This window comes from Streptomyces sp. P9-2B-2, assembly GCF_030406865.1.
Lineage (GTDB): Bacteria > Actinomycetota > Actinomycetes > Streptomycetales > Streptomycetaceae > Streptomyces > Streptomyces platensis.
Genome location: NZ_CP129126.1, coordinates 2,750,002 through 2,762,185, shown reverse-complemented (window position 1 = coordinate 2,762,185; position 12,184 = coordinate 2,750,002). Strand labels below are relative to the sequence as shown.

The 12,184-nt window shown below is 73.0% G+C and carries 10 protein-coding genes; 6 read left to right on the top strand and 4 right to left on the bottom strand.

Going from position 1 to position 12,184, the window contains the following annotated elements; genetic code table 11:
• Nucleotides 1-21: 21 nt before the first annotated feature.
• The 5 genes from QT196_RS12010 (at nucleotide 22) to QT196_RS11990 (ending at nucleotide 5,609) form a co-directional block, all read left to right on the top strand.
• The gene (locus QT196_RS12010; protein ID WP_168478845.1) at nucleotides 22-1,947 is read left to right on the top strand and encodes an NAD(P)/FAD-dependent oxidoreductase; all 1,926 of its coding nucleotides are present in this window, start codon (nucleotides 22-24) and stop codon (nucleotides 1,945-1,947) included.
• Between the two features lie 107 nt (nucleotides 1,948-2,054).
• Nucleotides 2,055-3,215, top strand: a complete 1,161-nt coding sequence (locus tag QT196_RS12005; RefSeq protein ID WP_168478844.1) for an acyl-CoA dehydrogenase family protein — start codon at nucleotides 2,055-2,057, stop codon at nucleotides 3,213-3,215.
• Nucleotides 3,212-4,237 carry a methyltransferase gene (locus QT196_RS12000; protein ID WP_290354879.1) on the top strand — a complete coding sequence of 342 codons (1,026 nt, stop codon included), beginning with the start codon at nucleotides 3,212-3,214 and terminating at the stop codon, nucleotides 4,235-4,237. Before QT196_RS12005 ends, QT196_RS12000 begins: the two co-directional genes overlap by 4 nt.
• Nucleotides 4,238-4,266: 29 nt before the next feature.
• The gene (locus tag QT196_RS11995) at nucleotides 4,267-4,665 is read left to right on the top strand and encodes a nuclear transport factor 2 family protein (RefSeq protein ID WP_168478842.1); all 399 of its coding nucleotides are present in this window, start codon (nucleotides 4,267-4,269) and stop codon (nucleotides 4,663-4,665) included.
• Nucleotides 4,666-4,676: 11 nt separating this feature from the next.
• Entirely contained in the window at nucleotides 4,677-5,609 is a 933-nt protein-coding gene (locus tag QT196_RS11990) for an NADP-dependent oxidoreductase (RefSeq protein ID WP_168483692.1), read from the top strand.
• A 123-nt stretch (nucleotides 5,610-5,732) separates the two neighbouring features.
• Here QT196_RS11990 and QT196_RS11985 read toward each other — a convergent pair whose 3' ends face one another.
• From QT196_RS11985 to QT196_RS11970, 4 genes are all read right to left on the bottom strand, one after another.
• Complete coding sequence (locus QT196_RS11985; protein WP_290354878.1) at nucleotides 5,733-7,031, bottom strand: LuxR C-terminal-related transcriptional regulator; 1,299 nt, start codon at nucleotides 7,029-7,031, stop codon at nucleotides 5,733-5,735.
• A 63-nt stretch (nucleotides 7,032-7,094) separates the two neighbouring features.
• Complete coding sequence (locus QT196_RS11980; protein WP_290354877.1) at nucleotides 7,095-8,129, bottom strand: peptidase; 1,035 nt, start codon at nucleotides 8,127-8,129, stop codon at nucleotides 7,095-7,097.
• Nucleotides 8,130-8,350: 221 nt separating this feature from the next.
• Complete coding sequence (locus QT196_RS11975) at nucleotides 8,351-9,241, bottom strand: SDR family oxidoreductase (protein WP_266731450.1); 891 nt, start codon at nucleotides 9,239-9,241, stop codon at nucleotides 8,351-8,353.
• Between the two features lie 97 nt (nucleotides 9,242-9,338).
• Nucleotides 9,339-10,292, bottom strand: coding sequence for a DUF4429 domain-containing protein (locus QT196_RS11970; RefSeq protein WP_290354876.1), 954 nt, complete (start codon nucleotides 10,290-10,292; stop codon nucleotides 9,339-9,341).
• A gap of 178 nt (nucleotides 10,293-10,470) precedes the next feature.
• On the opposite strand from QT196_RS11970, the gene QT196_RS11965 reads away from it, so the two are divergent.
• Entirely contained in the window at nucleotides 10,471-12,138 is a 1,668-nt protein-coding gene (locus QT196_RS11965) for an alkaline phosphatase D family protein (RefSeq protein ID WP_290354875.1), read from the top strand.
• Nucleotides 12,139-12,184 lie beyond the last annotated feature (46 nt).

Here is a 12,184-nt window from a genome sequence, read left to right as displayed (position 1 = left end):
ACTGCGAAGGCGGATGTTCCCATGGCGATCCACCGGCCCGTCGCACCGTTCCCCGGTGACGCGGAGACCCTGCGCCGGCACCTGGCCGGGGCGGAGGTCCCCGCGCTGCTGATGACGCTCGCGCACCTGACCGGCGACACCTCCCTGCTGCGCGACGACCTCCGGGCTCCCGGCTGGCTGTTCGCGCCCCAGGGCGGCCTGTCCGAGGAGCGGCAGGCCGAGATCCGCGAGCGGGCCGTACAGGTCCTGCTGCGGCTGGGCGACCGCGACCCCGGCACCCCGCCCGGCCCGCCGGACCGGGAGCTGCTGCGCACGATCACGACCTGGGCCATGGGGGAGGGCACCGAGGACCTGCTGCCGCTGCTGGCGGAGGAGATCGTCCGCCCCGGTCAGGATCCCCGGGCCCCCGACTGGACCCTCGACGAGCTCGGTCCGGGCCGGGACTTCCACGTCGCCGTCATCGGTGCCGGCTTCAGCGGGCTGCTGGCCGGCCACCGCCTGGCGCAGGCCGGCATCCCGTTCGTGATCTACGACAAGAACCCCGACGTCGGCGGGACATGGCTGGAGAACACCTACCCCGGGTGCCGGACCGACGTGGCCAGCCACCTCTACAACTACTCCTTCGCCCCGAAGGCCGACTGGCCCGACCACTTCTGCACCCAGGACGTCGTCCTGGACTACCTCCGCACCTTCGCGAAGGAGGCCGGGCTGACCGACCACCTCCGCTTCGGCACCGAGGTCACCGCGCTGCGCTGGGACGAGACGGCGGCCCGCTGGCACCTCACCCTCCACGGACCGGAGGGCACCCGGACCGTCAGCCACCACGCCGTCATCAGCGCCGTGGGCCAGCTGAACCGGCCCCTGCTGCCGGACCTGCCCGGCCGGGACACCTTCGCCGGCCCCGCCTTCCACTCGGCCGCCTGGGACCACTCGGTCGACCTCACCGGGCGGCGGGTCGCCGTCGTCGGCACCGGCGCGAGCGCCTACCAGATCGTTCCCGAGATCGCCGGGACGGCCTCCGAGGTCGCCGTCTTCATGCGCAACCCGCCCTGGCTGCGGCCCACTCCGCACTACCGCCGCCCGATGCCCGACGGCGCCCGCTGGCTGTGCGAGCACCTGCCGTACTACGACCGGTGGTACCGCCTCTGGCTCCTCGCCCCGGGCCTGCGGGGCATCCTGGAGGGCTGGATCGTCGACCCCGGCCACCCGCCCACCGAGCGCGCGGTCTCCGCGCTCAACGAGGAGCTGCGCGGCAGCCTGCTGGCCTCGATGGCGGCTCAGCTGCCCGACGACCCCGAGCTGCTGAACGCGGTGACACCGGGCTACCCGGTCGGCGCCAAACGCGTGCTGCGGGACGACGGCCGCTGGCTGGCCACCCTCCAACGGGACGACGTCCGCCTGGTGACCGCACCGATCGACCGGGTCACACCGACCGGACTCACCGCCGGCGGCGTGGAATACGACGCCGATGTCGTCGTCTACGCCACCGGGTTCCAGGCCTCCCGTTTCCTGACCCCGATGACGGTGACCGGCCGGGACGGGGCCGACCTGCACACGAGCTGGCGCGGCGACCCGCGCGCCTACCTCGGCATCACGGTGCCCGGGTTCCCCAACCTGTTCTGCCTGTACGGGCCGAACACCAACCTCGTCGGCCAGGGCGGCAGCATCGTCTACTTCTCCGAGTGCGCGGTGACCCATGTCCTGGGCGTCCTGCGGATGCTGCTGGCGGGCGGGCACCGTTCCGCGGAGGTCCGCCCGGAGACCCATGACGCCTACAACCGCTGGGTCGACGCCGGGAACCGGCAGCGCGCCTGGGGCTGGTCCGCGGTGGGCGGCTGGTACAACGCCAACGGCCGCTCGGCGACCAACTGGCCCTACTCCGCGCAGGAGTACTGGCACCGCACCCGGACCGCCGACCCCGCCGACTACGTCCTCCGCCGCCCGTGACGCCCTGCCGCACCGGCACCGGCACCGGACCCGGCCCCCGCTCCCGCCGCCCCCGGCCCGTCGTGGCCGCCCGTAGCCCCTCGTCGACGCAACCAAGGATGATGAGAATGCACCCAGTGCGCGAGTCACTGCCGGCGGCCGCCGAAGCCGTCGCCGAACTGGCCTCCGGGCTGGTCGCCCAGATGGAACACGAGCGCCGGCTCAGCCCGGACGTGGTCAAGGCCCTGACCGGGGCCGGCTTCCTGCGGCACTTCGTCCCCACCGCGTTCGGCGGCAACGCCGGCACGTTCCGGGACCTGATGCGGGCCGTCACCACGCTCGGCGAGACCTGCGCGGCGACCGCCTGGTGCGCCTCCCTGTTCGCCAGCTCCCCCCGGTTCGTGTCCTTCTTCCCGTCCGAGGGCCGGCAGGAGATCTGGGCCGGGGGGCCCGACGCCGCCGTCGTCTGCTCGGTCATCCCGTTCGGCGAGGCGGTCGGCGAGCCGGGCGGACTGCGGGTCTCCGGGCGCTGGCCGTACATGAGCGGCATCGAGTGCGCCGACTGGGTCATCGTGTGTGCCAAGGAGCTGCTGGCCCGGGGCGGACCGCGGCTGACCCTGGTGGCCGTCCCCCGCGCGCAGTGCCGGACCGAGGACACCTGGCACAGCGTGGGCATGCAGGCCACCGGCAGCAACACCGTGGTCGTGGAGGACGTCTTCGTCCCCGCCCACCGGATCGGCGACCGGGCGGCCCTCTTCGCCGGCCGGCCCGCGGACCCCGACGGGCCGGGGGCAGCCGGGCTCGCCCCGCTGCCCGCCGTCAACGGCCTGACGTTCGTCGTCCCGGCCCTCGGCGCGGCCCGCGGCGCCCTCGCCCTGCTCACCGACCATCTCGGCCGCAAACTCCACCACGTCCCCGTACTGCCCGGCGTACCGGGGGCCCTGGACAACCAGACCACCTACGAGACCGTGCTCGCGCGCAGCGCCGCCGAGATCGATGCGGTCCAGCTGCTGCTGGAACGCATCGCCGACCTGGCCGACAGCGGCGAGCCGATCACACCGGAGCAGGTCGCCCGCAACGCGCGGGACAGCGCCTTCGCCGTCGACACGCTGGCCGGCACCGTGAACCGGATCTTCCGCACCGCCGGAACGAGCGGCCAGGCCGCCGACGGTCCCCTCCAGCGCATCTGGCGCGACGTCAACGCCATCGCCACCCACCAAGCCCTCCAGATCGAGCCGACGGCACGCGCCTACGCCCGGTCCCTGTTCACCCCGAGGAGCACGCCATGACCCGACCCGTCCCCACTCCCGACCGCCTGCTGGAACTCGGCATGGCCTTCCAGGCATCGAAAGCGCTGCTCAGCGCGATCGAACTCGGCGTCTTCACCGAACTCGCCAAGGGCCCGGCGGACGGCCCGGCCCTGCGCGAGCGGCTGGGCCTGCACCCCCGCGCGGCCGCGGACTTCTTCAACACGCTGGTGGCGCTGGGCGTGCTCCGGCGCGCCGACGGGGTCTACCGCAACGCCGACGACGCCGACGCCTTCCTCGACCGCGACAAGCCGGCCTACGCCCACCTCGGCGGGCTGCTGGAGATGGCCAACTCGCGGCTGTACGGCATCTACCACCACCTGACCGACACCCTGCGCACCGGACTGCCGCACGACGAGTCCAGCGCCAGCGAGCTGGACACCTACGACGCCCTCTACGCCGACCCCGCGCGGCTGAAGCAGTTCCTCGCGTCCATGACCGGAGTCAGCCACACCGCCAACCGCGCCATCGCCCGGCAGGTGTCCTGGCGGGACCACCGGACCGTGGCCGACATGGGCACCGCCCAGGGCGACCTGGCGGTGCAGGTCCTGCTGGCCAACCCGCACCTGACCGGCATCGGCTTCGACCTGCCGGCGGCCGGGCCGGTGTTCGAGGAGTACGCCCGGGCCCATGGCCTGAATGAGCGGCTGACGTTCGCCGGGGGCGACTTCTTCACCGATGATTTCCCCCGAGCCGATATCTTCACCTTCGGCCACATACTCCACAATTGGGACCTGGAGAAGAAGAAGCTGCTGCTCAAGAAGGCATGGCAGGCCCTGCCCACGGGCGGCGCGGTCGTCGTCTATGACTCGCTCATCGACGACGACCGGTCCGAGAACGCCTTCGCCCTGCTGATGAGCCTGACCATGCACGCGGTCACCGACGGCGGCTTCGGCTACACCGCACGGGAATGCCGGGACTGGATGACCGAGGCGGGGTTCGGCCGCACCTGGAGCGAACACCTCGCCGGCCCCGACTCGATCGTGGTCGGCATCAAGGAATGACAACGAGGCACGAGGAAGGAACCCCGCCGATGCAGACCGACTCCCTGAAGGCGAACAAGGAACTCGTCTCCGAGTTCATCCGCGTCTTCTACAACGACAAGGACTTCGACCGGGCGCGCACCATGCTCACCGAGGACTTCACCAACCACCACCCGGGCGCCGGGGTCGGCCCCGACCGGACCGTCGACAGCTTCCGGGAGCACGCCGCCACGCCCTTCCCCGACTTCTCCCTGACCGTCCAGCGCATGATCGCCGAGGACGACCAGGTGTGGACCCACGGCGTCGTCCGGGTCTCTCCGGACGCTCCGCCGGTGATCGTGGTGGACCTGTGGCGGATCGAGGACGGCAGGCTCGCCGAGCACTGGGACGTCGGACAGGCCGTCCCCGAAGGCTCCACCCTCGACGAGATGATCGCGGACACCCGGTGACCGCCGGGCGGATGCGCGCCGTCACCCAGCGGTCGTTCGGCGGACCGGACGTGCTGGAGCTGACCGAGACCGACCGACCGCGGCCGCTGCTCAACGAGGTCCTGGTGCGGGTGCGGGCGGCCGGGGTCAACCCCATCGACGCCCATGTCCGCTCCGGCGCCATCCCGCTCCTGGGCGAACCGCCGTTCGTCGTCGGCTGGGACGTCTCCGGCACGGTCGAGGAGGTCGCGTCCGGGGTGACCCGGTTCGCCGTCGGCGACGAGGTCTTCGGTATGCCGCTCATGCCGCGTGCCGCGGGCGGCTACGCCGACTACCTCACGGCGCCCTCCCGCCAACTGGCCCGCAAACCGGCGGCGTTGGACCACCCGCACGCCGCCGCCCTGCCGCTCGCGGGGCTGACCGCCTGGCAGGCGCTGGTGGACGCGGCCGGCGTCGGCGCGGGCCGGCGGGTCCTGGTCCACGCCGGCGGGGGCGGCGTCGGCCACCTCGCGATACAGATAGCCAAGGCCCGCGGGGCCGAGGTCCTCACCACCGCCAGCGCCGCCAAGGCCGGCTTCGTGCGCACACTGGGCGCCGACGAGGTGATCGACTACCGCAGCACGGACTTCGCGGACGCCGCCCGGGACGTGGACGTCGTCCTCGACACCGTGGGCGGTGACACCGCACTGCGTTCCCTGGGCGTCCTGCGGCCCGGCGGCACCCTGGTCACCATCGTCGAGATGCACAACGCGGCGCTGGCCCGGAAGGCGGCCGACCGCGGACTGCGGTGCCTGGGCGTCACCGCCGAGCCGGACCCCGTGGGCCTCGCGGCGCTGGCGGACCTGGCGGACACCGGCGCGCTGCGGGTCCATCTGGCGCACACCCTGCCGCTGTCCGACGCCGCGCAGGCCCACCGGCTCATCGACTCGGGCACGATCATGGGCAAGGTCGTCCTCACCACCTGAGCCCCCGGCGCCCCACCCGGCGCCGGGGCCTCGGAGGTCACGCGGCGGTGCCACAGCACGGCACCGCCGCGTGACACCGGCCGGTACGCTCCCGCGTCCGGCGCGCTCCGCACGCCCGGCGCCCTACTGCGTCAGGGACACCCCGGGCGGAAAGCCCGCCGCGCGGGCCAGCGCCGCCGCCTCGCCGCGGGACCGTACGTCGAGCTTCCTGAGGATCCGGCCCACATGGAACTTCACGGTGTGCTCGCTGATGTGCAGCGCGTCGGCGATCGCCCGGTTCCGGTGCCCGTGGACCAGGTGGCGCAGGACGTCCAGCTCCCGGGGGTGGAGGTCGCCCAGCGGATCGCTCCCGGGGACATCCGGCGCCGCCAGCGGCAGCCGCACGGTGACGATGGTGCCCCACGCCGGCACCGCGTCCACCGTCAGCGTCCCGCCCAGCGCGCCGACCCGGTCGGTGAGCCGGTGAACGGCCAGAGCCTCCGCGGCGAGCGTCCCCGGACCGTCGTCACGGATCACCGTGCGCAGTTCGGCGTCCTCGGCGTCCCAGCTCACGCGGATCCGCTCGACCCCGCCCTGCTCCAGCATCGTCAGCACGGTGCCGCGCGCGGTGGTGCGTGCGGCGCGCGCGATGTCCGAGGGAATCAGCCGCTGCGGACTGCCGGGCGCGGAGTACTCCAGCGCGACGTCGCCGTGCCGGGAAAGCAGGCTGAGCATGTCCCTCAGCCGCCCGAAGGCGTCCTGGAGGCTCTCCTCCGGCGGTAGTTGCGCGTCCTCGTCGGTGGCCCGCAGCTCCACCAGCGCGGCGACCGCGACATCGGTGGCGGTCCGCCGGGCGGCGTCGTCCGGCAGCGTACGGCTGCGCAGGACGCCGAGCAGGGCGGTGAGGGTGGCGGCGTGCGCATCGGTCACATCGGCCACGGCCCGGGCCCGCTCGCTCCGGGCGATCCACGGCGCGGCCATGTCGACCGGCACCGCCCCCGGCAGCAGCTCGACGACCCGCCCGGTGGCCAGGTCCCACAACTGCTGGACCAGTGCCAGCACATCCGGCCCCGGCGCACCCTCCGTCGAGACCACCACGGCCAACAGTGCCCCCGCCGACCCGGGCGGCGCCGACGCCACAGCCAGCACCGGCCGCACCGCCCCGGCCAGCGCGGCCTGCCCCCACCACGGCTTCCCGACATCGACATGGGTGGCCAGCGTCGCCAGCTCGGCGGTGGTGACCTCCCCGGTCAACTCCGCCTCCCCGTAACCCCAGTTAGCCGACTTGGGGCAGTCCCCCGTGAGCATCACCAGAGCCTCGTGCGGCACAAGATCGGCCAACGCGACCGACAACGTGGCCAGAACCTCCTTCAGAGGCGCCCGCACCAGCCCCTTCACCACAGCCAACGTGCGCTGCGGGTCCCCCCAGTCCGCATACACCATGGACGCATGGTAAGCGCCGGAGGGGGCTGCCCGGGCAGTGCCCGGACAGCCCCCCGTCGTGGGTCAGGACTTCTGCGCCTCGTTGTAGAGGTTCTTGGCGTCATCGCCGAAGTACGGGCCGAACATGGTGTTGGGCCAGAACTGGTAGCCGAAGCTGTTGACCGAGGACTGGAGGCCGGTGCCGGTTTTCTCGTCGAACGAGGTGAGCCAGGGGCCGCCGCTGGAGCCGCCGGTCATGTTGCAGGCCAGGCCGTGGTCCTGGGAGAACAGCGGGTCCTTGATGGTGGTGCCGCTGCAGTAGATGAGCTTGCTGCCGTCGTACGGGGCGGCCGCGGGGAAGCCGAAGGCGTACATCGCCTTGGTGTAGCCGGAGTTGAAGGACAGGCCCTGGCCGCCGACGACGTCGGTGAGTTTCTTGCCGTCGAGCGGGGCGACCACCGCGGCGCCGACGTCGTAGTTGATGTCCTCGCTCGCCGTCCACTGGGGGGTGGAGAGCGTCTTGGAGGCCGGCCACTTGCCGTACGGGGCCTCGCCGTCGTGGTAGCCGGGGACGAAGACCCAGTTGGTGTGCCAGGCGCCCTGGAGCTTGACGCAGTGCCCGGCGGTGATCACGGTGCTCTTGTTGCCGCTGGTGACCGCGTCGCCGGAGCAGGAGGCGTTGCGGCCCTGGTAGGTGAAGAACACCCGGCCGGTCGTTTTGACGACCGCGCCGCCGCCGGTCCACGGGCCGCCGGCCTGGGGGAGGGACCCGGGCAGTGGCCTGGTGGCCGCGGGGAGCCGGGGGAGGGTGGGGGACACCGTGTGCGGGGCGCTGCGCGGGACCGCGGCCGGGGCGGACCGCTTCGTGGGTGTGGCCAGATCCAGGGGAGCGGCGGCGCGCATTCGGGCGGCGGTCCAGAAGGCGACGGTCGTGGTCTGCGGGGTGGCGGTGCGGTGGCCGGGCTGCGGGGTGGCGGCGCCGGCCTGGCCGGTGGGGAGCAGGAGGGCGAGCAGCGTACCGGCGGCGGTCAGGGTGCCGAGGGCGGCCCGGGATCTGCCTGCGGGGCGCGGTGCCGGTATGCCGTGAACTGCCGGTATGCCGCGAGCGGTTCGTCTCACGCGGAACTCCTTCTGCGGGGGCCGCGTACGGCGGGCGTGCGCGGCCGCGGGGGACGGGCCGCACGAGGGCGGCCCGGCAGACGAGAGGTGCGGATTCGAGGAAGCGCCTGTCTTTGCACCCGGCCGGTCGGCCCGGCGGGGTGCGAAGGCAGGCTCTCAGGGTGCCACCGGAAGCGGAAAGTGGGCAGGGGTCGTACGGGGATTCGGCTTCCCGGTGCCCCTCAACCTCGCCCGATATACGGCATGTTGGTGGCCATCACGGTCGCGAACTGGACATTGGCCGCCAGCGGCAGGGCGGCCATGTGCACGACCGTGCGGGCGACATCCGTCGCGTCCATCACCGGCTCGACCGCTGTCCGGCCGTTCGCCTGGAGAATGCCGGTCTGCATGCGGCCGGTCATCTCGGTGGCCGCGTTGCCGATGTCGATCTGTCCGCAGGCGATGTGGTACGGACGGCCGTCCAGGGAGAGCGACTTGGTCAGGCCGGTCATCGCGTGCTTGGTGGCGGTGTAGGCGATGGAGTGCGGGCGCGGGGTGTGGGCGGAGACCGAGCCGTTGTTGATGATCCGTCCGCCCTGCGGTTCCTGGGCCTTCATGGTGCGGAAGGCGGCCTGGGCGCAGAGGAACGAACCGGTGAGGTTGACGTCGACGACCGCGCGCCAGTCGTCGTACTCCAGTTCCTCCAGCGGCACCGCGCGGCCGAAGGTGCCCGCGTTGTTGAAGAGCAGATCCAGCTGCCCGAACCGCTCGTGGACGGCGGCGAACAGGGCGTCGACCTGCTCGGGGCGGGTGACATCGGTCGGCGTCGTCATGATCGCGGGGCCGTCGGGGCCCGCCGGGCCCGCCAGCCGGGAGGTCTCCGCCAGCGCCTCCGCGCGCCGCCCGGCCAGCACCACCGTCCAGCCGGCGGCGATCAGCGCGAGGGCGACCGCCCGCCCGATGCCGGACCCGGCGCCGGTGACCACGGCGACCTGCCGGTGCGCCGCCCCGTCCTGCCGTGCCTCCTGTGCGGCCGGGGCCGTCTGGGTGCTCTGCCCGCCCCGCGAGGTCGGGGCCGGCAGGGTGGGCCGGGGCGCGGTCGCCGTACCGCCCACCTGCCCGGCCCGTGCCATCGGCGTCGTCCGTGCTGCGGGTGCCGACTCTGTGTTCTCTGCCATGGCGGCAGCGTAAACGGCGTACGGGCGGCGGACGGGGCGCCGCCGCCGCGACTCAGCCGCCGGTGTGGAAGCGCCGCAGGACCGCCGCCTTGGTGGCGGTGAACTCCTCCTCGGTGAGGATGCCGTCGCGGTGCAGCTCGCCCAGTTCGCGCAGCCGGCGCAGCAGGGCGTCATGGTCCTCGGCGGGGGCGGCGGCGGGCGCCCGGGGAGCGGCCGGGGTGAGCGGCGCGGCCGAGGTGAGCGGCGCGGACGAGGTGAGCGGCGCGGCCGGGGCCGCCGCCGGCAGGGACTTGCCCGTACCGGCCGACGGGTGCGGCAGCCGCGCCGCGACCGCGGCCGCCAGCAGCGCCGTGGTGCCGCTCTCCTTCTTGAAGCCCCACAGCTCGATGGAGTTGGGGTCGTGCTCCGGCTTGAGCCGCTCCGTCGCGCCCCGCGGCCGGAACCGGAGATAGCCGGACTCCAGACCGGCGGCGGCCCGCCACTCCACCGCCTCCAGCGCGCCGAGCGTGAAGTTCCGCGGGCCCCGGTCCCGTTTGGTCTCGCTGGTGTTCCAGCGCCATTCGAGGTGCACCCGTTCGCCGTCGAAGGTGGCGACACCGTCCACCCCGGCGGCCGACAGCGGTACGGACGGACCGGGCAGCAGATAGCGGTCGGCGGGCCCGTCCGGTATCTGCTCCAGCATCAGGGCCTGGCGTACGGTGTCGACGAAGTACTCGGCGACCTCGACCCGTCCGGCGTCCACAGTCAGCCGGTACGGGTTCGCCTCGTCCGGCAGACCGCCCCCGGTGACCTGAAGCAGCGGGTCCGCGCCTTCCCGCAGCCGCAGTCGCAGCCGGCCGCCCTTACGGCCCGGTTCGAGGGCGATCCCGGCCAGCGCGGCCAGCGGAACCGTGAACTCCCCGAGATCCTGGCGCAGTTTGTGCACCCCGCGTTCGCGGCCCGGCACGATGCGCACGGCGTCGCCGTCGAAGGTCCAGGTGCCGTCGCGCACCATCAGTTCAGCCATGCCCCGAATCCTACGGAGGCACGGCCGGTGCCGAGATTGTCCGACCGCGTCCGGTGCGGGCCCAGTCCTCATCCAGCTGTCATGTATGTGTCGTGCGTGGGTCAGCGCCGCGCCGTTCCGTTTCCCTGGAATGGCTCCCCTACGGGCTCTGTGACAACCGCCTTCAGGGGAGGGCCAGATGACTCACCACGCACCGCACGAGCAGGAGATCCGGGCCGCGGCCGCACACTTCGGCCGCCGCCGCTTCCTCACCACCACCGGAGCCGCCGCCGCGCTCGCCTTCGCGACCAACCTGCCGGGTGCGGGCGCCGCCTACGCCGCCGAGGCCGATGCGCGGAAGATCACCGAGAACCCCTTCACGCTGGGCGTCGCCTCCGGTGACCCGCAGCCGGGCTCCGTCGTGCTGTGGACCCGTCTCGCTCCGCGGCCTTACGAGCCTGGATGGGGGTCCCCCCGCTCGAACGAAGTTGAGAGTGGGGGAGGTATGCCGAACGCGCGAGTCACGGTCCGCTGGGAGGTCGCCTACGACGAGCACTTCAAGCGGCTGGCCGGCCAGGGCCGCGCCGACGCCCACGCGGAGTTCAACCACTCCGTGCACATCGAGCCCACCGGTCTCGCGCCCGACCGCGTCTACTACTACCGCTTCCGTGCCGGCAGCTGGATCAGCCCGGTCGGCCGCACCCGCACCGCGCCCACCCGGAGCGCCCGAATCTCCGATCTGAAGCTCGCCGCGGTCTCCTGCCAGGCCTACCACGACGGCTACTTCACGGCCTACCGCCACCTGGCCGAGGAGGACCTCGACGTGGTCTTCCACCTCGGTGACTACCTCTACGAGTACCCGGTAGGCGCGAACGGCGGCGCCCGCAACTACACCGACCGCACGCTGCCCGCGGTCTTCAACCGCGAGACGGTCACGCTGGAGGACTACCGGCTGCGGTACGCCCTCTACAAGTCCGACCCGGACCTCCAGGCCGCGCACGCCGCGCACCCCTTCATCGTCACCTGGGACGACCACGAGGTGGAGAACAACTACGCCGCCGACATCAGCGAGGACCACCTCCCGCCCGCCGAGTTCCTCGTCCGCCGGGCCGCCGCCTACCGCGCGTACTGGGAGAACCAGCCGCTGCGCCGCCCGCAGCGGCCCCAGGGCGCCGACTGCCGGCTCTACCGCCGCCTCCAGTACGGGCAGCTCGCCCAGTTCGACATCCTCGACACCCGCCAGTACCGCTCCGACCAGGCCTACGGCGACGGCTGGCACGCCCCGGGCCCGGAGTCCCTGGACCCCGCGCGCACCCTGACCGGCGCCGCCCAGGAGCGCTGGCTGACCGACGGCTGGCGGCAGTCCTCCGCCCGCTGGAACGTGCTGCCGCAGCAGGTCACGTTCTCCGAGCGGCGCAACGCCACCGGCCCCGGCTACCAGCTGAGCATGGACGCCTGGGACGGCTACGCGGCCTCCCGCGACCGGGTGCTGGCCGGGGCCGAGTCGGCGGGTGTGGACAACCTCGTCGTCCTCACCGGTGATGTGCATGTCCACTACGCCTTCGACATCAAGAAGGACTTCAAGGACCCCGGCTCGCGCACCGCGGGGGTGGAGTTCGTCACCACCTCGATCGCCAGCGGCAAGAACGGCGCGGACAAACCGGCCAACTGGGACACCTACCTGGCCGCCAACCCGCATCTGAAGTTCTACAACGGCCGCCGCGGCTACCTCACCGTCACCCTCGACCAGGACACCGCCCGCGCCGACTACCGCACGGTCTCCGCCGTCACCACCCCCGGGGCGCCGGTGCGCACCGCCGCCTCGTTCGTCTCGGAAGCGGGCGATCCGGGCCTGAAGCCGGCCTGATCGGGGCCTGAAGCCGGCTTGATCCGGGACGTTTGCCCTAGGTCCG